The sequence below is a fragment of the Brachybacterium sp. sponge genome (assembly GCF_001613775.1).
Classification (GTDB): domain Bacteria; phylum Actinomycetota; class Actinomycetes; order Actinomycetales; family Dermabacteraceae; genus Brachybacterium; species Brachybacterium conglomeratum.
Genome location: NZ_LRMP01000002.1, coordinates 226846 through 250018 on the forward strand (window position 1 = coordinate 226846; position 23173 = coordinate 250018).

Consider the following 23173-nt stretch of genomic DNA (forward strand, 5'->3'; position numbering starts at 1 on the left):
GGCCCGTCAGGCCTCCGGGGCGTCCCGTCGGTGACGGTTCGTCACGGGGCTCCCGGCGTCCCCGGAGGACTCGCCCTCGATGTTCGGGAGCGGGAACTCGCCGGTGATCGTCGCGAGGTGCTCGACGACGTGGTCGTGGACGGTCTCCTCGACACGGGCGTCGACCCGATCGGTGATCTCGCTGGAGTAGTGCTCGATGAACTCGCGTTCTCGCAGGCGCGTCTCGAGCCGCTCGATGACCTTCACCTCGTTGGACAACGAGCGCCACAGCGAGATGCACATCGCGATCATGACGATCGAGAACGGCAGGGCCGAGAGCAGTGCGAGGGACTGCAGCGCCGTCATGCCCGAGGCATCCCCGTCCCCGGAGAGGGAGCTGACCCAGATCAGGGACGCGGCGATCACGCCCGAGGCGGAGGCCCAGAAGATGCGGGTGATCCGCGGCGGGTTCGGATCGCCCCTGTGCGCGATCATGTCCATCACGAAGGCGCCGGAGTCGGCCGAGGTGATGAAGAAGATCGAGACGAGCACGACCGCGATGCCGGAGAGCAGGGCCCCGGCCGGCAGGTGCGCGAAGGTGTCGAACAGGGCGGTGTTGGGGTCGATGTCCCCGGTGCCGCCCGTGAAGTCGACGCCCTCCAGGACGGACTTGTACAGCGCGGTGCCGCCCATGATCGTGAACCACAGGAAGGTCAGCGCCGTCGGCACCAGCAGCACGCCCGTGATGAACTCCCGGATCGTGCGGCCCTTCGAGATGCGGGCGATGAACACGCCCACGAAGGGCGACCAGGAGATCCACCAGCCCCAGTAGAAGGTGGTCCAGCCGCTGATCCAGGAGGCCCCGTCCTCGCCGCGGAAGGGCAGGGTCTGGAAGGCGAGCTGCAGGAAGTTCTGCAGGTAGTAGCCGATGTTGGAGACCACGTCGCGCAGCAGGAAGAGCGTCGGGCCCAGGATCAGCACGGTGACCAGCAGCAGGGCGGCCAGACCCATGTTGAGGTTCGAGAGCAGCTTGATGCCCTTGTCCACGCCGCTCGCGGCCGAGAGGGTTGCCAGCGCCGTCACGACGAGGACGATGACGACCTGGACGGTCGTGGAGTTCGGGAGCACGCCGAGGTGGTCGAGGCCCGCGGCGATCTGGTTGACGCCGAAGCCGAGCGAGGTCGCGATGCCGAAGAGCGTGCCGACCAGCGCGATGATGTCGACGAGGTCGCCGATCCAGGTGTTGGTGCGCCGGCCGAGGACCGGCTCGAGCGCCCAGCGGATGCTGACGGGGCGGCCCCTACGGTGCACGGCGTAGGCGACGGCGAGGCCGACGACCACGTAGATGCCCCAGGCGTGCAGGCCCCAGTGCAGGAAGGTCTGGCCCAGCGCGCGCTCGGCCCGGGCCGGTGCCTCGAGGTCCGCCGCGTTCGGCGGGGCGCCGTTCTCGGAGAAGAAGGTCAGCGGCTCGGCCGCGCCCCAGAACACCAGGCCGATGCCCATGCCTGCGGCGAAGAGCATCGCGAACCAGGAGAAGACCGAGTACTCGGGCTCGTCGCCGTCCTTGCCGAGCTTGATCTCGCCCATGCGGCTGACGGCGACGACGATGCCGAAGCCGACGAAGCCGGTGACGACCAGGACGTAGTACCAGCCGATGCTGTCGACGACGGTCGAGTTCAGGGTCGAGATGACCGAGTTGAACACGTCCGGCAGGAGCAGTGCGAAGAGCACGGCGAGCAGGATGATGCTCCCGGCGATGTAGAAGACCGGCTTCGACAGGCCGTACGCGGGACTCGGGCCGCCGGGGCCGTCCTGCGGCGGGTCAGGAGGCGAGGAGGGGGTGGGACGGGCTGTCGATGCTGACACGATGCTCCGTTGCATGGTCGGGGACTGTGGGACGGGTGTAGGGCACAGTAGCTGGGGTCACGCCTGAACGACAGATCCCGCGAGCGCCTCGACCGCGCGGGCCGAGGTCTCCGCGACCTGGTCCAGCTCGAGGTGGAACTGCTGTCCGGCGACGGGGCCGCACAGGTCCGAGACGGCGCGCAGGGCGACGAAGGGCACGCCGAGCGCCTCGGCGGTGCGGGCGCTCGCCGTGGTCTCCATGTCGGCGCTGAGCGCGCCGGGGAACCGCTCCCGCATCGGGTCCGCGAGCGGGGCGGTGACGAAGGCGTCGCCCGAGAGCATCAGCCCGCGCCGCACCTGGGCGGCGGGGTCGGTGCGGGCGGCCCGCTCGGCGCGGTCCACCCAGTCGGCGGGGGCGTGGACCCGCTCGGGCCCGCCGGGCAGCTGCCCCGGGGCGTAGCCGAAGGCGGTCGCGTCCGCGATCGACCAGGCGAAGCTCTCGCCCACGATCACGGTGCCCACCTCCACGTCGGCGGCGAGGCCGCCGCAGGAGCCGGCGGCGACCACCAGGGCGGGGGAGAGGGCGAGGACGCCCCAGGTCGCAGCGGCGGTCGCGGCGGCGACGCCGATGCCGGTGGTGACCACGACGGCCTCGGACCCGCCGAGACGGCCGCGGACGGCCGCGACCGGGGCGGGGAAGGGGACCTCGACGGGGGCGGGGTCCTCGAGGCGGGAGGTCAGCGGCGCGGCCTCCTCGGGCATCGCGACGAGGACCAGCAGGGGAGCGGGGGCGGAGGTCTCAGGCATGCTCGAAGCGTACCGGCGAGCCGGAGCCCGGCCGGTGCCGCTCCCGCACCGTCCAGGCGCGTTCGTTAGTCTGGGCGGACCGGCACAGAGGCGGCCCGAGCGGCCGCGGACAGGAGGGCAAGCGATGGGTCGCATCCGAGACGCCGTGGTGACGGGGGCTCGCGCCGCCGCGAGGATCCCGATCCCCTCCGCCCTCACCCATCAGGCGCTGCGCGAGGCGCGCAGCCCGCAGCCTCCCTCGCACGTGCTGAAGTCCCATGCGATCGAGCAGGAGATGATCGGCCGCACCCGCACCGTCTGGCTGGACCGCCACCACCGCGGCAACGGCCTGATCATCCACCTGCACGGCGGCGCCTACGTCTCGGGCCCCTTCACCAGCGATTGGGCGTGGCTCTCCCGCCAGGTCGAGGCGCAGGACTGCGCCGGGCTGATGGTCGACTACCGCAATGCCCCCGACCACCAGCACCCCGTCGCCCGGGACGACGTCGAGGCGGTCCTCGCCGCGCTCGCGGCCGACGGGCGGCTGGGCGAGGGCCCGTGGGTCCTCAGCGGCCAGCACTCCGGCGGCGGGCTCGCCGTGGTCGTCGCGCGGCGACTGGTCGAGCAGGAGTCCGAGGCGCTCGCGCCGGTGCCCGCCCCGGCCGCGATCGTGCTCATGTCTCCCTGGCTGGACCTGGAGCTGTCCGCCGCGTGGATGAGCGAGACGGACCAGTCCGATCCGGTGCACGAGCGGCGCCTGCTGCGCGATGCGGCGCGCCGCTATGCCGGGCGCACTCCGCTGGACGATCCGGACCTCTCCCCGATCAACCGGGGCCTGGAGGGCCTGCCGCCGCTGCACCTGAGCGTCGGCCAGAAGGACCTCTTCGCCTCCGACGCGCGGGTCGCGCGTCTCCAGCTCGAGGAGAACGGCGAGGAGGTCGCCTATCGGGAGATCGGCGGTCGTCTCGGGCTGCAGCTGATCCCCCGCAAGGGCGAGGACATCGAGCGGCTGCACCGCGAGCAGTCCGAGCTGATCGGCCGCGCCCTGGGCCGGAAGGACCGGGAGGGCCGGCAGGGCTGAGCGGCCCCGTCAGCCCTCGAGAATCACGAGCGAGGGGGCGGGGGCGGCGACGGTCCAGCGGTGCCGCGGCATCGCCTTCACCAGCCCCGCCACGAGCAGGGCGTGGCCCACCAGGTAGGTCAGCATCACCAGCTCCGTGCTGAACGCGATCGCGGCGCCGGCCAGGAACCAGTCCATCCCCAGCAGCGAGCTCGACAGCAGGAACAGGGTGCCTCCCGTCCAGGTCAGGCCGTTGCCACCGGCGGAGAGGAAGGCCATCGTCGCCAGCGCCACCGCATAGGCGGCCACCATCGGCAGCAGGGAGCCGGCCCCGTCCGCGCAGGCGACGAACAGCCCGATCACCACGGCACCGTAGGGGATCGCGAGCGCGATGCGCATGGGGTCGCGGGATCGGGCCCACAGCGGCACGAGGGCGGCCGAGTAGCAGATCAGCGCGCCCAGGAAGCCGACGACGGCGAGCATCCCGCTGCCCTCGACGGGGACCTGCCCCACGCTGTCGCCGATCCAAGCGCAGACCAGGGCACCGAGCATCAGCCCCGTCGTGCGGGAGCGGTACGGGGCCGCGGTGAGCACCACGGCGATGAGCAGCGGGGCGAACATCGGCTGGGTGATCCTGCCGATCAGATCCGCGTCGGCCAGGAGCGCGCCGAGGTGGACCAGTGCGAGGAGCGCATAGGCCCCCCACAGGGCGCGATGGGCCGAGCGGATCGTGGACACCGTCCCAGCGTAGGAAGCAGATCCTGGCTCTGACCAGGGATCGACCGCCGGACTGGGGCACGTTTGGGTAACGGCGGACACGGTTCGGTCACGACCGGGGAGGGATGTCCGAATTGCCGCGCCGGGGGTGCCCTCACATCTGCTGCGGCGCCTCCACCCCGAGCGCGTCGAGGCCCTCGACGAGCACCCGCTCGGCGAGCTGCGCGAGGGCGAGACGGCCCGCGCGCACCTCCGCGTCGTCCTCCTTGAGGATCGGGGAGGCGTCGTAGAAGGCGGTGAACGCCTGCGCGAGGGAGAAGAGATAGGCACACAGGCGGTGCGGCTCGTACTCCGCGCCGACGGAGGCGAGGACCGGGCCGAACTCGAGCAGCTGCAGCGCGAGCGCCCGCTCCGCGTCGTTGACGACCAGGGGAGCGGCCGAGGCGGTGACGCCGGCCGTCTCGGCCCGTCGGCCGATCGAGCGGATCCGCGCCACCGCGTACTGGAGGTACGGCGCGGTGTTGCCGGTCAGCGCCAGCATCCGGTCGAGGTCGAAGGTGTAGTCCGAGTCGTGCGCGGTGGAGAGGTCGGCGTACTTCACGCCGCCGATCCCGATCGCGTGCGCGATCTTCTCGCGCTCCTCGTCGGAGAGGTCGGGGCGCAGCTCGTCGATGACGGTGCGGGCCTTCGCCACGGCCTCCTCCAGCAGCGCCATCAGCCGCAGGGAGGCGCCGGAGCGGGTGCGCAGGATCTTGCCGTCCTCGCCGAGCACGGAGCCGATCTTCACATGGGTCGCCTCGACCTCGTCCGGCAGCCAGCCCGCCTCCCGCGCGGTGGCGAACACCATCCGGAAATGCAGCTCCTGCGCGGTGCCGACGACATAGGCGATGCGGTCCGCCCCGAGGTCCCTCACGCGATGGCGGATCGCGGTGAGATCGGTGGTGGCGTAGCCGTAGCCTCCGTCGGACTTGCGGATGATCAGCGGCAGCGGCTGCTCGTCGCGCCCAGTGAAGCCCTCCGGGAACACGCACAGCGCCCCGTCGGAGATCCGGGCGATCCCGGCGGCCTCCAGATCGGTGCAGGTGGCCTCGAGCTGGTCGTTGTAGGTCGACTCGCCGGCGAGGTCCTCGTCGGTCAGCGTCACGTCCAGCATCTCGTAGATGCGGTGGAAGTACTCCTTGGACAGCCCCACCAGGTGCGTCCAGATGCGCAGCGACTCGGCGTCCCCGGATTGGAGGGTCGCCACGCGCCGACGCGCTCGCGCGGCGAAGCCGGACCCGCCGTCGGCGGCGGCCTCGGAGGCGTCGAACTTCGCGCGCGCCGCCTGGTAGAAGGCGTTGGGGTCGGTGGTCAGCAGCTCCGCCTCGGCGCTGTCCTCGCCCACCTCGAGGAGGTGCTCGATGAGCATCCCGAAGGGGGTGCCCCAGTCGCCGATGTGGTTCTGGCGCACCACGGTATGGCCGAGCTTCTCGAGGGTGCGAGCGATCGAGTCGCCGACGACCGTGGTGCGCAGATGGCCGACGTGCATCTCCTTGGCGACGTTCGGCGCCGAGTAGTCGAGCACCACGGTGTCCGGGTGCTCGGGAGCGGGCACGCCGAGCCGGGTGTCGGCCGCGAGCTCGGCGGCCTGCGCGGCGACCCAGTCGGTGCGCAGGCGGATGTTCAGGAAGCCGGGACCGGCGATCTCCGGGGTCTCCGCCATGTCCGAGAGGTCCACGGCCGCGAGGATGTCCGCGGCGATGTCGCGGGGCTTGCGGCCGAGGCGCTTGGCCAGTCCCATCGCGGCGTTGCACTGGAAGTCCGCGAACTGCGAGGGGCGGATGATCGGATCGGCGTCCGCGAACTCGGGCCCGAAGGCGGCGGCGAAGGCGGACTGGAAGCGCTCGGTCAGCGCGATCTCGGGAGCTGGCATGCGTCCCAGGGTAGTGGCCCTCCCGCACGGTCGGGGGACAGCCCCCTGGCCGCGGACAGCAGCGGTGCCTACCCTGGCCCCATGCGTTCCCTCCTGAGCCTGGTCCTGAACATCATCTGGCTGCTGACCGCCGGCTGGTCGCTCTTCCTCGGCTATCTCGTCGCCGGGATCCTGGCCTGCCTCCTCGTCGTCACGATCCCGTTCGGACTCGCGTCCTTCCGCATCGCGGGCTTCGTGATCTGGCCCTTCGGCCGCGAGGTCGTCGACACCGGCCGCGGCGGCGCCGCCGGGACGATCGGCAACGTGATCTGGTTCGTGATCGCCGGCTGGTGGCTCGCGCTCGGCCATGTCGTCACCGCGCTCGCCCAGGCCGTCACGATCATCGGCATTCCGCTCGCGTGGGCGAACCTCAAGCTGATCCCCGTGACCTGCTTCCCCTTCGGCAAGGAGATCCTCGACGCGGACTCCGCCCGCGCCCGCATGCTCCCCACCGCGCGGTGAGCATGGCGCATCACGGCGTCGACCAGGACGAGTACCGCCGCCTCAGCGACCTGCTCGCCGTGGGCCTGGCCGTGGTCAGCACCCGGCAGGGGCCCCACGATCTGCTCGTCACCGTCGACTCCTATCTCGACATCTCCTACGACCCGCCGACGATGGGCCTGGCCCTGTACGGGCTCTCCCGCGCCGCGGAGGCGGTGGAGGAGGCGGGCCACTGCTGCCTGAGCCTGCTCGCCGAGGACCAGCAGGCGCTCGCCGACCGCTTCGGCACTCCCGGCGCGCCGCTGCAGGGGATGCTCGCCGGGATCGAGGCGGGGCGCACCGCCGACGGGGACGCGATCCTCCCCGGCGCGCTCGCCCACTTCGCGCTGCGCATCGAGCAGGGCGTCGACGCCGCGACCCACCGCCTGCTGATCGGTCCCGTCGTCGAGATGGGGCAGGGCGGCGCCGAGGCGGGCCCCGCGATCCGCTTCGCGGGGGAGAAGCGGGAGCTGCGGCCGTGAGCGCCCTGCTGCGCCTGGCCCTGCGGGCGGTCGCCCGGGCCGGCCGCTTCGACGTGCGCGAGGACTACCAGCGCGTCCGCGCCCTCCAGCGACGCCTGGCCTCGCTGCCGACGGCCCGCTACCGCACCCCCACCTGGGACACCTTCTCCGACGCCCCCGAAGGGCACCGCGTGCCGGTGCGGGTGTTCGCGCCGACCGAGCGGCGCCGCGAGGACCTGCTGCTGTTCTTCCACGGCGGCGGCTGGGTCACCGGCGACATCGAGAGCTACACCCCCGCCTGCGCCACCATGGCGGACCTCACCGGCTGCCACGTCGCCTCCGTCGACTACCGCCTCGCCCCCGAGCACCCGTTCCCCGCCGGGCTCGAGGACTGCTACGGCGTCGCGCGGGGTCTGCTGGAGGACCCGGGCCGGGCGGGTCTGACGGACCCGGACCGGATCGTGCTGGTCGGGGACTCCGCGGGAGGCAATCTCGCCGCCGCCGTCTCGCTGCTGCTGCGCGAGAGCGGCCACCGCGTCCCCTCGCGCCAGATCCTGCTCTACCCGGTCACCCATCACGACCACGACCCCGCCACCTCCCCCTTCGAGTCCGTGCGCCGCCTCGGCGACCGCTACCGGCTCACCAGCACGGAGGTCCAGGACTATCTCGACCTGTACGTCCCGTACCCCGCGCTGCGCCGCAGCCGCCTGGTCGCCCCGCTGATGGCCGAGGACCTCTCCGGGCAGCCGGACACCCTCGTGCTCAGCGCGGGCCTGGACCTGCTGTGCGACGAGGGGGAGGCCTACGGCCGGGCGCTCGCCGCGGCCGGGAACCGGGTGCGGGTCCATCGCCTCGAGGAGGCGCTGCACGGGGTGATCACCCTGCCCCGCTTCGCGCGCCCCCTGAAGGAGGCGTACGAGGTGATCGACGAGTTCCTGGAGCAGGGGCCGTGAAGCTCTCCCTGCCGGTCCGGCGGCGGCACTGGGTGCGCCTGGACAACGCCTCGAACATCTTCCTCGCCGCGCGCAGCGACGTGGACACCAAGGTCTTCCGCATGGCCGCCGAGCTGGACCACGAGGTCGACCCGGCGCTGCTGCAGGAGGCGCTGGAGACGACCTACGAGCGCTTCCCGCTCTACCACGCGGTGCTGCGGCGCGGCGTGTTCTGGTACTACCTCCAGGACAGCGACCTCCGCCCCGTCCTCGAGCCGGAGACCGAGCACACCTGCGCCCCGATCTACCAGGCCGACCGCCGCACCCTGCTGTTCCGCGTCGTCCACCACCGACGCCGGGTGAGCCTCGAGGTGTTCCACGCCCTCTCCGACGGGACCGGGGCGCTGTGGTTCCTCACCGCCTTGCTGGAGGAGTACTGCCGTCGCCGCTTCGCCCCCGAGGACACGGCGGACGCGGCGGGCTCGGTCGAGCCCGAGGTCCACGAGCTGGCCGCCGACTCCTTCGCCCACCACTTCCGCCGGCGCACACGGGCCGAGCGCGCCGCCCGGGCGCGGGAGGAGCAGGAGCGGGCCGCGCACGAGGAGGAGTTCACCCGCGAGGCCGCCTCCGCGATGCTGCGCGCCCAGGAGGAGGAGCCCGAGATCGCGGAGGAGCCCGCGGGAGAGGAGTCCGACGCCCCCGACCCCGCGCCGCGACGGGTGCTGCGCCTGCGCGGCACCCGCACCCCCGACCACCGCACCCGCGTCCTCGAGCTGACGATGCCCGTGGCGCCCGTGCTCGCCCTCGCGAAGGGGGAGGGCGTGGCGATGTCGATGTTCCTCACCGCCGCGTTCTTCGAGGCGATCCGCCGCACCGGCGCGCTGGAGCGGGACTCCCGCGGCGCCCGCACCCTCACCGCCTCGGTGCCGGTGAACCTCCGCCAGTTCTTCCCCTCCGACTCGGCCCGCAACTTCTTCGCCACGATCACGGTCTCGCACACCTACGGCGCCGGCGGCGACTCCCTCGGCGAGGTCGCGCGGCGGCTCCAGGAGGACTTCGGCGCCGAGGCGAGGCCGGAGGCGCTCGAGGGGAGGCTGCGCCGCCTGATCCGGGTGGAGCGCGCTCCACTGGCCCGGATCGTCCCCCGCCCGCTCAAGGACGTGCTGCTGGGGCTGGCCAACCGGGCGAACAACCGCTCGCTCACCGTCGCGATCTCGAACCTGGGCCGGGTTACGCTGCCCGAGGCCGCCGCCCCGCACGTCGGCCGGATGCTCTTCCACGTCTCCGCCGCACGACCCCAGTTCTGCGCCATCTCCCACGCCGGCCTGCTCACGATCTCCTTCACCTCGCCCTTCGTGGAGACGGAGCACGTGCGGGAGTACGCGCGGATCCTCACCGAGGCCGGCATCGAGGTGTCCGTGGCCGCGTCCCGGACCACCGAGGCGGAGCTCGCGGAGGTCGGCCGATGAGGAGATGCCCCGACTGCGCGGTCGGCGTCGAGGGGGAGTGGACCCGCTGCCCCCTGTGCGCGGCGTCGCTCGAGGGCGCCGCCTCGCAGAGCCCCTATCCGGCGGTGCCGCTGCGCTTCCGGCGCCGCCGTGTGCTGCGCGTGCTCACGCTGACCTCGCTCGCGGTGATCGCGCTGTCCTTCCTCGCCCAGCTGCTGTTCCGTCCCGAGGAGCAGGGCCTGGGTGCGCTGCGCTCGGTGTGGCTGGGCGTGGTCGCGACCTGGCTGGTGGTGCTGGTCGCCGTGGGCAAGCGCCGCAACCTCGCGAAGTTCATCGTCTATCTCGTCGCGCTCGCCGGCGGCGTGTGCGTGTACTGGGACTATCTGACCGGCTGGGACGCGTGGTCCCTCACCTTCGTGGTGCCGATCCTGTGCGCCGCCTCCCTGATCGGCCTGGTGATCACGGTGCGGGTGGTGCGGATGCAGGTGGGCGACTACATCGTCTATCTCGGGCTGACGGTGCTGCTGGGGCTCACCCCGATCGTGTTCCTGGCGCTGGGCTGGGTGGGCACCGTGATCCCCTCGGCGATCTGCGGCGGCCTGAGCGTGCTCTCGATCGTGCTGCTGCTGACGGTGCGCGGCGGCGCGGTGCGGCAGGAGCTGGCCACACGCCTGCACCTGTAGCGAAGGTCCCACGGCGCGCCGACGGCTCCTGCGGGCCCGCGCTCCCTAGGATTCGAGGGGCAGACCAGCGCCCGGGCGACCGTCCGGGCGACGAACAGCAGGAGAGAAGGTCGATGGACAGGGATCCGCGCTCGGAGGAGGACCAGGACGCCGACTGGATCTTCGCCATCGACGACCCCCACAGCCTCCCCACCGACCGCCTCCCCGGCCGCGAGGAGTTCGACCGCTACGCCCAGCCGCTGCTCGCTCGCCGCGGTCAGGGCCCGGCGCTGCCGGACCAGGACCGTCCCGGCACCGAGCCCGACGCGGTCACCGGCGCGATCCCCGCGGTGGAGGGCGAGGAGGACGGCTCCGACGGGACCGACGACGACACCGTCGCCCCGCTCGCCCGCCCCCGCGTCGTCTCCTACGCCCGCTCGGGCACCACCCCGAACGCCGAGGACGACGAGATCCCGATCGCCGGCTTCCAGCTGCCGGAGCGGTTCAAGGACCTGGGCCTGTTCGACGCGCTGCGCGACGTGCTCGCCCTGATCTGCCTCACCTCCGCCCTCACCACGACCTTCACCGTCGCGGACAACCCGGTCCTGGACCTGCTGGGCCGGATCTCGATCGGCGTGGCGCTCGCCGCGCTGGTCGCCGTCCACGCCCTGCGCTGGATCCCCGCCGCGCCGCCGCTGCGCGCGATCCGGACGCTGCGCGTAGCGGGCATGGCCCCCGCCCTCGCCATCGCCCTGCTCGTGCTCGGCGCCGACCTCGTCCTCTCCCTCCCGGTGCTCTTCGCCCCCCTGCCCGACGGGCCTCCCGTCGGGGTCGGCGTGGGCGTCTCCCTGCTGCTGCTCGGCGCGATCCTCGGCATCGAGCCGCGCGCCCACGAGGGCTATCTCCCGCAGGAGCGGGCTCGCCGCGCCGCTCGACGGCTGCTCCTCGGGGTCGGGATCGCCGCGGCCGCCGCGCTGCTGCTGGCGCTGGTGATGATCATCGGCCGCCTGTTCACCACCGGCTGGGCGTTCTCGCTGATGACCTTCGCGAACACGCTGATCTCCGCGCTGCTGCTGGCCGTGGTGCTCGCCTCCGCGCTGCGCCGGGAGCGCTCCTGGTACGTCTTCTCCACCGCCGTCGTCGCCGGGCTCGCGATCGCGGCGCTGGCCGACAACACCCTCGGGCTGCAGTTCGCCGCCCCGATCAGCGTCGCCCGCGGCTTCGTCTACCTGCCCTTCCTCCTCGCGGCGCTGGGGCTGATGATCTCGCGCTCCTTCGTGCGCTCCATGCCGCTGTCGTTCCGGCGCACCGATTGGCTGGTGTACTCGGTGCGCGCCCTCGAGCTCAGCGCCCTGATGCACTCCGCCGCGGTGCTGTGGCACCTGATGGGCGCTCTCGCGGCGACCTCCGTGCCCCGCCCCGGCGGCCCCGTCCTCCACCTGGTCGACGCCGTGGTCTGCGCCTGCTTCGTGCTGGTCTCCGTCTTCGGCCGCACCGCGCTGCTCTCCCGCCCCGCGGTCAGCGCCCGGGCCAGCGGGGTCGTCGCCTCGCTCGTCCTGGTCGTGGTCGGCTTCCTCGACGTGATCGTCAGCTCGATCGCGACCGCGAGCGGCGCCGGCCTGGTCACCGGCGGCGTCGCCCTCGTGCTCGGCATCGCCACCTCGCTCATGCTCACCGTCCCCGCTCCCGTGCGGGACGAGTTCGGCGCCCCGGACATCACCCGCATGTTCGCCGACTTCCGCGCCCGCGACAACGGCCGCGTCTCCCTCCTCGACCTGGTCCCCGACGTCTCCGGCGCCACCGCCGAGCGGAAGATCTTCCCCGGCCGCTGACCGGCCGCCGGCCGGCCCGCCGGCCCCGCCCCTCCCCACCCCTGGAGAACCATGTTCCGCTGGAGCCTGCACGGAGACGGCCGCACCGTCGCCCCCGACGCGATCGTCCTGCCCGAGGAGCGTCTCGCCTGGCCGCTGACGATCGGGATCGGCGCCCAGCACGTCATCGCGATGTTCGGCGCGACCTTCCTGGTCCCTGTCATCACCGGCTTCCCGCCCTCGACCACGCTGCTCTTCTCCGGCATCGGCACCCTGCTGTTCCTCACGATCACGAAGAACCGGGTGCCCAGCTATCTCGGCTCCTCCTTCGCGTTCATCGCCCCGATCACCGCCTCCACCCAGGCGGACTCCATGGGCGCCGCGCTCGGCGGGGTGCTCGTCACCGGCGTGCTGCTGGCCCTGCTGGGCCTGCTCGTGCAGCGGATCGGCACGGGCTGGATCGGCCGACTCATGCCGCCGGTGGTGATGGGCTCGATCGTCGCCCTGATCGGCCTGAACCTGGTGCCCACCACCTACCAGAACAACTTCTCGCAGGCCCCGGTCACCGCGACCCTCACCCTGATCGCGATCCTGCTGTGCACCGCCCTGTTCCGCGGACTGCTGGGACGCATCAGCGTGCTGGTCGGCGTGGTCGTCGGTTACCTGATCGCGCTCGCCCGCGGCGAGGTCGACTTCACCCCGGTGCGGGAGGCGGCCTGGCTGGGTCTGCCCGAGTTCCACCACCCGGAGTTCAACCTCGGCCTGCTGCCGATCTTCCTGCCCGTGATCGTGGTGCTGCTGGCGGAGAACGTCGGCCACGTGACCAGCGTCGGCACCATGACCGGGAAGAACCTCGACCACATGGTGGGGCGCACCCTCTTCGCCGACGGTGCCGCGACCGCGCTGTCGGCCACCTTCGGCGGCTCGCCGACGACCACCTACGGCGAGAACATCGGCGTCATGAGCGCGACCCGGGTCTACTCCACCGCCGCCTACTGGGTCGCGGGCCTGGTGGCGATCGGCCTGTCCCTCTCCCCGAAGGTCGGCGCGCTGATCAACACCATCCCGCCGGGCGTGCTCGGCGGCGTGACCTTCGTGCTCTACGGGCTGATCGCGATCGTCGGCTTCCGCATGTGGATCGATGGGAGGGTCGACTTCGCCCGCCCGGTGAACCAGATGACCGCGGGCGTCGCCCTCGTCATCGCGATCGCGGACCTGCACTGGGAGGTCGGCGGCTTCGCCTTCACCGGCATCGCGCTGGGGACGGTGGCGGCGCTGGTCGTCTTCCACGGCATGCGCGGGATCGGCCGCCTGACCGGCACCGAGCGCGGCCCGGCCGACGGGCGCGCCGACCAGGATCGGGAGCCTGCTCGACGCCGGCGATGAGGCGCGACTGGAGCACACCAGCGTGCTCACGGTCGGGGTCGTCGGCTTCGTGGGCCTCGTCGCCCTCGCGGACGTGCTCGGGCGCCCCCTGATCGCCCCCGCCCAAGTCCCCGCCGGGCTCATGGTCTCGCTGATCGAGGCGCCGTACCTGGAGTGGCTGCTCTGGCGCTCGCGAGTGTGATGCGCCACGTGCGCCGGGTCGGGCATGTGAGTTCCCCGACCGTCGCGACGGACGGCGCAACAGCGCGGGGAAGCGTGCTGAACTGCGCAGATGCCGGTTGTCCGACCTTCGGACTCCGGATCGGCCTATTCTCTCCATACCCCGGGCATCCTGCACAGTTGGTGGGAATCCGATAATCGACAAGAAGGGACCGCTATGAGCAGCTCAGGTCACGGCCAGGGAGCGGAGGCGCCCGCGCAGGGCTCCGACATCTCCGCATGGCCCGAAGAGCTCCCCAGGACCGTTCATCTTCCCCGGTCCCAGCAGATCGCCACCGACGACTCCGACGACGAGATCACGGAGAAGCTGCGCCGACAGGGCGCGCGCATCAGCAAGGGCACCATCGCCCCGGCCGTGTTCTGGCCCGCGATGGTCGTCGTGCTCGGCGTCGCGCTGCTGGCGATCGTCTTCCCTGAGACCTCCGGGTCGGTGATGGAGAAATCCCAGAACTGGATCGTGGCGAACCTCGGCTGGTTCTACATGCTGGCCATCGGCATCTTCGTCGCCTTCGCGATCATCGTCGCGCTGTCCCGGTGGGGCTCGATCCGGCTCGGCCGTGACGACGACGAGCCCGAGTTCGGGCTGATGTCGTGGTTCGCGATGCTGTTCTCCGCCGGCATGGGCGTGGGGCTCGTCTTCTACGGCGTCGCCGAGCCGCTCGGCTACACGACGAACAGCCCCAAGCCGGGCTGGGACGTCGAGGGCGCAGAGGCCTCGGGCCTCGCGATGGCGCAGACCTTCCTGCACTGGGGCCTGCACCCCTGGGCCGCCTACGCCGTGATCGGCCTGGCCATCGCCTACGCGATCCACCGCCGCGGCCGTCCCGTCTCGATCCGCTGGGCCCTCGAGCCGATCTTCGGCGACCGGGTCAAGGGCTGGATCGGCGACGTCATCGACGTGCTCGCGATCTTCGGCACCGTCTTCGGCATCGCGACCTCGCTGGGCCTCGGCGCTCAGCAGATCGCCGCCGGCATGCAGGTCATCGGCCTGGTCGACGAGGTCTCCACGAACTTCCTGGTGATCCTGATCGTGGTGATCACCTTCATCGCGACCCTCTCCGTGGTCTCCGGCGTCGGCGCCGGCATCAAGTGGCTCTCCAACGGCAACCTGACCCTCGCGGGCCTGCTCGCCGTCGCGGCGCTGCTGTTCGGCCCCACCGTGTTCATCTTCCAGAACTTCGTGGAGTCCCTCGGCATCTACCTCAGCGAGGTCTTCCACCTGACCCTCGACGTCGGCGCGTACACCCGCTCCGAGGAGGCGCAGAGCTGGTTCGCCGGCAACACCCTGTTCTACTGGGGCTGGTGGATCGCCTGGGCGCCGTTCGTCGGCGTGTTCATCGCCCGCATCTCCAAGGGGCGCACCGTGCGCCAGTTCGTCGCCGGCGTGCTGATGGTCCCCACCCTGGTGGGCATGATCTGGTTCTCGATCTGGGGCGGCAACGGCCTGTTCCGCCAGTGGTTCGGCACCGGCGACCTCGGCGACATCACCGCCGAGGAGTCGATGTTCCGCATCTTCGAGCAGTTCCCCGCCACACAGCTGCTGTCGGTGCTCGGCATCATCGTGGTCGCGGTCTTCTTCATCACCTCCTCGGACTCCGGCTCGCTGGTGGTGGACATGCTCGCCTCGGGCGGCCATCCGAACCCGCCGATGTGGTCCCGCGTGCTGTGGGCGCTGCTGGAGGGCCTGCTCGCCGCGGCGCTGCTGCTCTCGGGCGGCCTGACCTCCCTGCAGGCCGGCTCGCTGATGACCGCGCTGCCGTTCAGCGTGATCCTGCTGCTGATGTGCGTGGCGCTGGTGAAGGCGCTGAGCCTGGACCGGGCGGTGCTGGCCGAGCACGAGCGCCTCGCCCGCCTGGAGCGGGTCACCGCGCACATCACCGACGAGGTGAGCCGCACCCACGCCTCGACCGACGAGATCGCCTCGCTGGTCGACGACCGCATCGACTACCGCCTCACCCGCACCCGCGGCGGCATCGGTCGCGGCGGTCACCGGACGCGGGTCGAGGGCAGGAAGAGCGCGCCCAGCGCGCCGAGCGCTCCGCCCGCGGAGGACTGACCCCTCGCGCACGCACTGCATGCCGACGGCCGGCGTCCTGCTCTGGACGCCGGCCGTCGTCATGTCACGAGGGAGAAGAGGTCCTTCGGGTCGTCGGGGTCGGCGACGAGGTCCACCCATCCCAGCAGGTCCGTGCCCTCGGTCGCGTCCAGCGCGCAGCGCAGCGCCGAGAAGTCCCCGAGCGCGAAGCCGACGGAGTCCAGCACCGTCACCTCCTGGTCGGAGGTGCGCCCGGAGGCGTCCCCGGCGAGGATCCGCCACAGCTCCGTGACCTCGAAGTCCTCCGGCAGCTGCTGGATCTCGCCCTCGATCCGGGTCTGCGGCTCGTACTCGACCACCACCCGCGCCTCCTCGAGGATCGTCGGGTCCAGCTCGGTCTTGCCCGGGCAGTCGCCGCCGATGGCGTTCAGGTGCATGCCGGGACGCATCTGCTCGCTGTGCAGCACCGCGGCCCGGGCCTTGTCCGCCGTGCAGGTGGTGACCACGTCGGCGCCCTCGAGCACGTCCTCGATCGAGCTCGCCGCGTGGATCTCGAAGCCGAGCGGGACGAGGTTGCGCCGCACCTTCTCCACCGCCGCCTCGTCGAGGTCCAGCACGCGCAGACGGTCGATCCCGAGCACGGTCCGCATCGCGAGCGCCTGGAACTCGGCCTGCGAGCCCGCCCCGATCAGGGCGTGGACGCCGGCGCCGGGCAGGGCGAGCTCCCGCGCGGCGAGCGCCGACGTCGCTGCGGTGCGCAGCGCGGTCAGCAGCGTCATCTCGGAGAGGAGGATCGGGTAGCCGTTGTCGACGTCGGCGAGCACGCCGAAGCCCGTCACGGTCTGCAGCCCGCGGGCGGGGTTGTGCGGGTGGCCGTTGACGTACTTGAAGGAGTACAGCGATCCGTCGCTGGTCGGCATCAGCTCGATCACCCCGTGCGGGCTGTGGCTGGCCAGTCGCGGGACCTTCTCGAACTCCTCCCAGCGCAGCAGGTCGGACTCCAGGTATCTCACCATCCCCGCGAGGATGTTCTCGATGCCGTCGCGTCGGATCCAGCGGATCGTCCCGGGGACGTCGAGCAGGTGCGGCATGGTCCTCTCCTCTCGGTCGGCGCCTCGTCGCGCCGGAGCGAGGGTCGCTCCCGCTCCCAGGGTAGACGCGGACCAGGCCCGGCGGGGGAGGAGCTGCTGCTCCGCCCCCGCCGGGCCCGGTCTCTGGATGTCCTGCTCAGTACTCGATGACCACGCGGCCGTCGATCTTCCCCTCCCTCATCTCGCCGAAGATCTGGTTGATGTCCTCCAGCGAGCGGCGGGAATAGGTGGGGTGGATCTTCCCGGCCGCGTAGAACTCGATCGCCTCGGCGAGGTCCTGGCGGGTGCCGACGATCGAGCCGCGGATCGTCAGGCCTTTCAGCACGATGTCGAAGATCGGGGCGGGGAAGTCCCCGGGGGGCAGGCCGTTGAACACGATCGTCCCGCCGCGGCGGGTCATGCCGATCGCCTGCCCGAACGCCTTGGGGTGCACGGCCGTGACGAGCACGCCGTGGCTGCCGCCGACCTGCTCCTGGATCGCCTCGACCGGGTCGACCTGGCTCGCGTCCACGACGATCTCCGCGCCGTGCTTGGTGGCGAGGTCGAGCTTCTCCTGGGCGATGTCCACCGCGATCACGCGCATCCCCATCGCGACCGCGTACTGCACCGCGATGTGGCCGAGCCCGCCGATCCCGGAGATCACGACCCACTGCCCGGGCTGCACCTCGGTGCGCTTGAGCCCCTTGTAGACCGTCACCCCGGCGCACAGCACGGGGGCGATCTCGTAGGGGTCGGCGCCCTCGGGGATCCGGGCGGCGAACTTCGTGTCCACGAGCATGTACTGGCCGAAGGAGCCGTCGGTGCTGTAGCCGCCGTTCTGCTGCTCCTCGCAGAGGGTCTCCCAGCCGGTGCGGCAGTACTGGCAGTCGCCGCAGGCGCTCCACAGCCAGGCGTTGCCGAGCAGGTCGCCGACCTTCACGTCGGTGACGCCCTCGCCGACCTTCTCGACCGTGCCCACGCCCTCATGGCCGGGGACGAAGGGCGGGGACGGCTTGACGGGCCAGTCGCCCTCGGCGGCGTGGAGGTCGGTGTGGCACACGCCGGAGGAGATCAGCTTGACGAGGGCCTGGCCCGGTCCGGGCTCGGGGAGGGTGTACTCCTCGACGGCGAGGTCGCTCCCGAACTCGTGGACGACGGCGGCGGTCATGGTGGTGGTCATCTCGTGCTCCTTGGTCGGCCCGTTCTCGGGCAGGGGGTGAGGGCGGGCCGTCGACAGATCGTCGAGGGGCCGCTGCGGTAGCGGGGTGGATGCTGCGGGGTGGGTCGGCTCAGAAGAAGCCGAGCTTGTTCTCCGAGTAGGAGACCAGGAGGTTCTTGGTCTGCTGGTAGTGGTCGAGCATCATCAGGTGGTTCTCGCGGCCGATGCCGGAGGACTTGTAGCCGCCGAACGCGGAGTGCGCCGGGTAGGAGTGGTAGTTGTTCACCCATACGCGTCCGGCCTGGATGGCGCGGCCGGCGCGGTAGATGATGTTCTGCTGCCGGCTCCACACGCCTGAGCCCAGCCCGTACAGGGTGTCGTTCGCGATCGAGATCGCCTGGTCGTAGTCGCTGAACGAGGTCAGCGCCAGCACCGGCCCGAAGATCTCCTCCTGGAAGATCCGCATGGAGTTGTCGCCGCGGAACACGGTGGGGGTGACGTAGTAGCCGCCGGAGAGGTCGCCGCCGAGGTCGGCGCGCTCGCCGCCGGTGAGCAGCTCGGCGCCCTCCTGCTTGCCGATGTCGATGTAGGAGAGGATCTTCTCGAGCTGGTCGTTGCTGGCCTGCGCGCCGATCATGGTGTCGGTGTCCAGCGGGTCGCCCTGCTTCGTGGCCTCGACGCGCTTCAGCCCGTCGGCGACGAAGGAGTCGAAGATGCTCTCCTGCACCAGGGCGCGCGAGGGGCAGGTGCACACCTCGCCCTGGTTCAGGGAGAACATCGCGAAGCCCTCGAGCGCCTTGTCGTAGTAGGCGTCGTCCTGCGAGGCGACGTCCTCGAAGAAGATGTTCGGGCTCTTGCCGCCGAGCTCCAGCGTGACCGGGATGAGGTTCTGGCTCGCGTACTGCATGATGAGCCGGCCCGTGGTGGTCTCGCCGGTGAAGGCGATCTTGGCGATGCGCTTGTTGGAGGCGAGCGGCTTGCCGGCCTCGACGCCGAAGCCGTTGATGATGTTCAGGACGCCCTCGGGCAGCAGGTCGCCGATCAGCTCGGCGAGCACCAGGATCGAGGCGGGGGTCTGCTCGGCGGGCTTGAGCACGACGGCGTTGCCGGCGGCGAGGGCGGGGGCGAGCTTCCACACCGCCATCAGCAGCGGGAAGTTCCAGGGGATGATCTGGCCGACCACGCCGAGCGGCTCGTGGAAATGGTACGCGACGGTGTCGTCGTCGATCTGGGAGAGCGCGCCCTCCTGGGCGCGGATCGCGCCGGCGAAGTAGCGGAAGTGGTCCACCGCCAGCGGCAGGTCAGCGTTCAGGCACTCGCGGATCGCCTTGCCGTTGTCCCAGGTCTCGGCGACGGCGAGCATCTCGAGGTTCTCCTCGATGCGGTCCGCGATCCTGTTCAGGATCACCGCGCGCTCGGCGACCGACGTCTTCCCCCAGGCGGGGGCGGCGGCGTGGGCGGCGTCGAGGGCGAGCTCGACGTCCTCGGCGGTGGAGCGGGCGACCTCGGTGAAGATCTGGCCGGTGACGGGGGTGGGGTTCTCGAAGTACTCGCCCTTCACGGGCGGCACCCACTGCCCGCCGATGTAGTTCTCGTAGCGGGGCTTGAAGGTGACCTTCGAGCCCTCCGTGCCGGGGTGTGCGTAGACAGTCATGGCGTTCCCTTCTGCGGTCGACGTCGTCGTCGGTGCGTAGAACGTAATCCACATCACGTTGCATGCACGTTGCGCGGGCGCTGCGACCGCGACGTCAGGCCGTCTCGCCCCGCAGCTCCCGAGCCCGGGTCGCGGCGGCCGTCCGCTCGGGGGCGTCGGCCGGGGCGATCTGCAGGATCGTCATGAGCACCTCGAGGTCGTGCGCGGCTTCGGGCCGCTGCGCGTAGGCCCACAGCTGCGCGGCGCCGCCGCTCCCGAGCACGAGCTCTCGCAGATGGTCGTCCACCTGGGCGCTCAGACGGCGGATCACGGGAGCGTCGGAACCGGGCAGCAGCTCGCCGCTCCAGTGTGCGAGCGCCGTGTCCAGGTCGCCGCGCGCGAGGGCGGACCGTGTCTGCTGCAGGTCGCTGTCGACCTCGCCCTGAAGTCGGTAGGGGCGTGAGGCGATCGCGGGCCCGCCGTTCACCTCGAGCACGCGCCGCAGGCGCACCACCTCGGCGCGGACGGTGCTCTCGGCGGAGGCGCCGCCGTGGAGGTCCTCGGCGAGCTCCGCTCCACGCACCCCGTCGGGGGCCAGGTGCAGGAGGGTCAGCAGCTCGGCGTGGCGGCCGCTCAGCTCGACGGCGTCCTCGCCGAGGAGGAGCTGCGGGGTGCGGCGCCCGGTGAGCAGCAGGTGGGCGGGTGCGGCGGGGGCGCGTCCCGCGCCCTGCGCGCGCAGCTCCGCCTGGAGGGCGCGCGAGGTCGCCTGGAGCAGCGGCAGCACCAGGGGCGCGACCGCGTCCGCGCTGCCGGTGACGTCGAGCACCCCGATCGTCGACCCGGTGCGCGGGTCCAGCACCGGCACGGCGCTGCAGCTCCACGGATGCACCGCCTCGTTGAAGTGCTCGGCGCCCACCACCTGGGTGGGGGAGCCGGTGGTGAGGGCGAGCGAGGGGGCGGAGGTGCCCATCGCGGGCTCGGACCAGTCGGCGCCGGCGGCGAAGCCCATCGCATCGGCTCGGGAGGTCACGGAGGAGCGGCCCTCGACCCAGAGCAGCCGGCCCTCCGCGTCGCCGAGCGCGACCATGAGCCCCGCGTCGACGGCCGGCTCGATCAGTCGCGAGCGCAGCAGCGGCAGCATCGCGGAGAAGGGATGCGCGCGGCGCGCCCGGGCGAGCTCGTCGCCCTCGAGCACGGCGCGTGCGGTGCCCGTGCCGTCGGGCAGTGCGGCCAGCGAGCGCCGCCAGGAGTCCAGTACCGGGGCGCGCACAGGCCACGGCGTCTCGTCGGGGACGCTCTGAGCGCGCAGATCCTCGTGCGCTCGCCGCAGCTGCGCCTGGTAGTCGGAATTCGTCGGCGACCAGTCGGTCACGGTCATCCTGCCTCGCTCACGATCCACCTCGTCGTCGTTCGTGCCACAGGTGCGATGACGGTACCCCGGCGAGGGAGGGGTCGCAACGAGATCCGGCGCGGCCGGACACGGGGACGGGAGGAGACCGAGCGGTCGGCGTCCGAGCCCTTCCCTTCTCCGTGCGGTCCCGGCGACCTAGGTTGGGAGGAGACCGCAGGTGCCATCGCCCCACCGCATACCCGGTGGTCAGAGGAGGAGCACGCCATGAGAGTCGCCGTCATCGGAGCCACCGGGAACGTCGGGACCGAGGTGCTCGCAGCCCTCGCCCGCCGGCCCGAGGTCACCTCGGTCCTCGGAATCGCGCGGCGTCTCCCCGTGCGCACCGAGGAGCCGTACGCGAGCGCGGAGTGGGCCGCGATCGACATCGGGGGCGCGACGCCTGCGCAGGAGGCGATCGCCGAGCTCACCGAGGCGCTGCGTGGAGCGGACGCCGTCATCCATCTCGCCTGGCTGATCCAGCCCAACTCTCACCGGGACCTCCTGCGCCGGGTGAACGTCGACGGGACGGCTCACGTGGGCCGGGCCGCCGCGGAGGCGGGGGTCGGCACCCTGGTGGTCGCCTCCTCGGTCGGTGCCTATTCTCCGTCCCCGGGACGGGAGGTCCGTGACGAGTCGTGGCCTACGGGCGGCGTGCGCACCTCCCATTACAGCGTGGACAAGGTCGCCCAGGAGCAGGTCCTCGACGAGATCGAGCGTATGCACCCCGCGATGACGCTCACGCGCCTGCGCCCCGCGCTGATCTTCCAGGGGGACGCCGGCTCCGAGATCCAGCGCTACTTCCTGGGCCGATGGATGCCCGTGCAGCTGCTGCGCGCCGGGCGGCCGCCGCTGCTCCCGCTGCCGCGCGGGCTGCGGATCCAGGCGGTGCACGCCCGCGACGTCGCCGAGGCATACGCCGCCGCGGCCGTGGCAGAGGTGCCCGGCGCCTTCAACATCTGCGCGGACGATGTACTCGACGTGCGGGACCTCGCTCACCTCGTGGGCACGGGGCGAGCGATCGAGCTTCCCGTGCCCGCGGTGCGCGCCGCGCTCGCCACAGCGCACCGCGCAGGTCTGGTCGCCGCGGACCCCGGATGGCTGGACATGGGCATGAACGTCCCCGTGATGGACAACGCCCGCGCCGACCGCGAGCTGGGCTGGCGGCCCCGTCACAGCGCCGCCGACGCCCTCTCCGAGCTGCTCGAGGGGATGGCCGACGGCCGGGGCACCGGCTCGGTGCCGATGCGTGCGCGCGACAGCCGACGGGCGCGCCTCGCGGTCGACGGGACCTCCGCGGGCGAGGGCGCGGGCGGCGACGCCGGGGCCTCGCCGCGGATCGACACCGGGCTGCTCGGGCTCTACCTGTCCGACCACCTCACCGGGGCCGCCGCCGGCGCAGCCCGCATCGACCGGATGGCCGCCGACTTCGTGGACACGCCCGTCCACCCCGTGCTCTCTTCGATCGCCGAGCAGATCCGTGCCGAGCGGCGCTTCCTCCACCAGCTGATCGACGACCTAGGACTGCGACGCCGGCGCTACCGGCAGGCCGCGGCCTGGCTCGGCGAGCATGCGGGCCGTCTGAAGAGCAACGGGCGGCTCGTCGCGCGCTCCCCGATGACGATGGTGCTCGAGGCGGAGCTGATGCGCAGCGCGGTGATCGGCAAGCGGGGCAGCTGGCTCACCCTCGCCGACAACGCCCAGGAGCTCGGACTGGACGAGGACCGGTTCCGCGAGCTCGCCGAGCAGGCGCTGCACCAGTTCGAGCAGCTCGAAGCGGTCCACGCCTACGCCCGCCGGCGTGCGTTCCGCACCGACCGCGGGACCTTCGACCCGCCGGAATGAGAGGGACGAGGCGCAGGGCGGTGTGGTCGGTGCGTGACGAGCGCACCGACCTCCCTGTCCCTGTACCTCGACCGTCTCACCGCAGCGCTGTCCATGGCGACGGGCTCCGCCGCGCCGCATGACGCGATCCCACGGCTTCGACCCCGTGGGCGACGCGGGCCGCCGCAGCGGCGCCCCCGCCTACGGCTTCGACACGACACGCCCCGACGGCGCGCGCCTCCAGCTGTACTCCGTGCCCGGCTCCACGGTGATCCGCCTGTCCGGCGTCCCCGTGGAGCCGTCGGAGTGCGACGGCTGAGCGCTCCCG

General features: G+C 72.0%; 20 protein-coding genes. 12 read left to right on the top strand and 8 right to left on the bottom strand.

Annotation, left to right across the window (positions count from 1 at the left end; genetic code table 11):
- Positions 1–6: 6 nt before the first annotated feature.
- Together A4A78_RS09080 and mtnN are read right to left on the bottom strand one after the other, a co-directional pair.
- Positions 7–1845, bottom strand: a complete 1839-nt coding sequence (locus A4A78_RS09080; RefSeq protein WP_231881006.1) for a BCCT family transporter — start codon at positions 1843–1845, stop codon at positions 7–9.
- Between the two features lie 57 nt (positions 1846–1902).
- Positions 1903–2631: a 5'-methylthioadenosine/S-adenosylhomocysteine nucleosidase gene (gene mtnN / locus A4A78_RS09085; RefSeq protein WP_062948513.1), complete on the bottom strand. Its 729-nt coding sequence runs from the start codon at positions 2629–2631 to the stop codon at positions 1903–1905.
- 124 nt (positions 2632–2755) lie between these two features.
- Between mtnN and A4A78_RS09090 the strand changes: the two genes are divergently transcribed.
- Positions 2756–3691, top strand: a complete 936-nt coding sequence (locus A4A78_RS09090; RefSeq protein ID WP_062948515.1) for an alpha/beta hydrolase fold domain-containing protein — start codon at positions 2756–2758, stop codon at positions 3689–3691.
- 9 nt (positions 3692–3700) lie between these two features.
- Here the strand turns inward: A4A78_RS09090 and A4A78_RS09095 are convergent, their stop codons facing one another.
- Positions 3701–4408 carry a lysoplasmalogenase family protein gene (locus A4A78_RS09095; protein WP_062948517.1) on the bottom strand — a complete coding sequence of 236 codons (708 nt, stop codon included), beginning with the start codon at positions 4406–4408 and terminating at the stop codon, positions 3701–3703.
- Between the two features lie 133 nt (positions 4409–4541).
- Positions 4542–6299 carry an arginine--tRNA ligase gene (gene argS, locus A4A78_RS09100; protein WP_062948519.1) on the bottom strand — a complete coding sequence of 586 codons (1758 nt, stop codon included), beginning with the start codon at positions 6297–6299 and terminating at the stop codon, positions 4542–4544.
- A gap of 81 nt (positions 6300–6380) precedes the next feature.
- Here argS and A4A78_RS09105 point away from each other — a divergent pair, with 81 nt between their 5' ends.
- The 9 genes from A4A78_RS09105 (at position 6381) to A4A78_RS09145 (ending at position 15793) form a co-directional block, all read left to right on the top strand.
- Positions 6381–6800, top strand: coding sequence for a YccF domain-containing protein (locus A4A78_RS09105; protein WP_062948521.1), 420 nt, complete (start codon positions 6381–6383; stop codon positions 6798–6800).
- A gap of 2 nt (positions 6801–6802) precedes the next feature.
- The gene (locus A4A78_RS09110; RefSeq protein WP_062948523.1) at positions 6803–7300 is read left to right on the top strand and encodes a flavin reductase family protein; all 498 of its coding nucleotides are present in this window, start codon (positions 6803–6805) and stop codon (positions 7298–7300) included.
- Positions 7297–8232 (top strand): alpha/beta hydrolase, encoded by a 936-nt coding sequence (locus A4A78_RS09115; protein ID WP_062948525.1) that lies wholly within the window; start codon positions 7297–7299, stop codon positions 8230–8232. The genes A4A78_RS09110 and A4A78_RS09115 overlap by 4 nt, the downstream gene beginning before the upstream one ends.
- Complete coding sequence (locus A4A78_RS09120; RefSeq protein ID WP_062948527.1) at positions 8229–9680, top strand: hypothetical protein; 1452 nt, start codon at positions 8229–8231, stop codon at positions 9678–9680. The genes A4A78_RS09115 and A4A78_RS09120 overlap by 4 nt, the downstream gene beginning before the upstream one ends.
- Positions 9677–10342, top strand: coding sequence for a DUF6320 domain-containing protein (locus A4A78_RS09125; protein WP_062948529.1), 666 nt, complete (start codon positions 9677–9679; stop codon positions 10340–10342). Before A4A78_RS09120 ends, A4A78_RS09125 begins: the two co-directional genes overlap by 4 nt.
- Before the next feature lie 113 nt (positions 10343–10455).
- Positions 10456–12153 carry a hypothetical protein gene (locus tag A4A78_RS09130; RefSeq protein WP_062948531.1) on the top strand — a complete coding sequence of 566 codons (1698 nt, stop codon included), beginning with the start codon at positions 10456–10458 and terminating at the stop codon, positions 12151–12153.
- A 51-nt stretch (positions 12154–12204) separates the two neighbouring features.
- The gene (locus A4A78_RS09135) at positions 12205–13518 is read left to right on the top strand and encodes a uracil-xanthine permease family protein (RefSeq protein ID WP_062948533.1); all 1314 of its coding nucleotides are present in this window, start codon (positions 12205–12207) and stop codon (positions 13516–13518) included.
- Positions 13519–13540: 22 nt separating this feature from the next.
- A complete protein-coding gene (locus A4A78_RS09140; protein WP_369816745.1) occupies positions 13541–13699 on the top strand; it encodes a hypothetical protein in 159 nt (52 codons plus the stop codon).
- Positions 13700–13894: 195 nt separating this feature from the next.
- Positions 13895–15793, top strand: coding sequence for a BCCT family transporter (locus A4A78_RS09145; RefSeq protein ID WP_062948535.1), 1899 nt, complete (start codon positions 13895–13897; stop codon positions 15791–15793).
- 59 nt (positions 15794–15852) lie between these two features.
- Here A4A78_RS09145 and A4A78_RS09150 read toward each other — a convergent pair whose 3' ends face one another.
- From A4A78_RS09150 to A4A78_RS09165, 4 genes are all read right to left on the bottom strand, one after another.
- A complete protein-coding gene (locus A4A78_RS09150) occupies positions 15853–16863 on the bottom strand; it encodes an ornithine cyclodeaminase (RefSeq protein WP_062948537.1) in 1011 nt (336 codons plus the stop codon).
- A gap of 136 nt (positions 16864–16999) precedes the next feature.
- Positions 17000–18022, bottom strand: coding sequence for an alcohol dehydrogenase AdhP (gene adhP, locus A4A78_RS09155; protein WP_062948539.1), 1023 nt, complete (start codon positions 18020–18022; stop codon positions 17000–17002).
- Positions 18023–18131: 109 nt separating this feature from the next.
- The gene (locus A4A78_RS09160) at positions 18132–19655 is read right to left on the bottom strand and encodes an aldehyde dehydrogenase family protein (protein ID WP_062948541.1); all 1524 of its coding nucleotides are present in this window, start codon (positions 19653–19655) and stop codon (positions 18132–18134) included.
- Positions 19656–19749: 94 nt separating this feature from the next.
- A complete protein-coding gene (locus A4A78_RS09165; RefSeq protein WP_062948543.1) occupies positions 19750–21012 on the bottom strand; it encodes a hypothetical protein in 1263 nt (420 codons plus the stop codon).
- 237 nt (positions 21013–21249) lie between these two features.
- On the opposite strand from A4A78_RS09165, the gene A4A78_RS09170 reads away from it, so the two are divergent.
- On the top strand, positions 21250–22866 hold the full coding sequence (locus A4A78_RS09170) for an NAD-dependent epimerase/dehydratase family protein (RefSeq protein WP_062948545.1): 1617 nt from the start codon (positions 21250–21252) through the stop codon (positions 22864–22866).
- Positions 22867–22984: 118 nt separating this feature from the next.
- Positions 22985–23164, top strand: coding sequence for a hypothetical protein (locus tag A4A78_RS09175; RefSeq protein WP_062948547.1), 180 nt, complete (start codon positions 22985–22987; stop codon positions 23162–23164).
- Positions 23165–23173 lie beyond the last annotated feature (9 nt).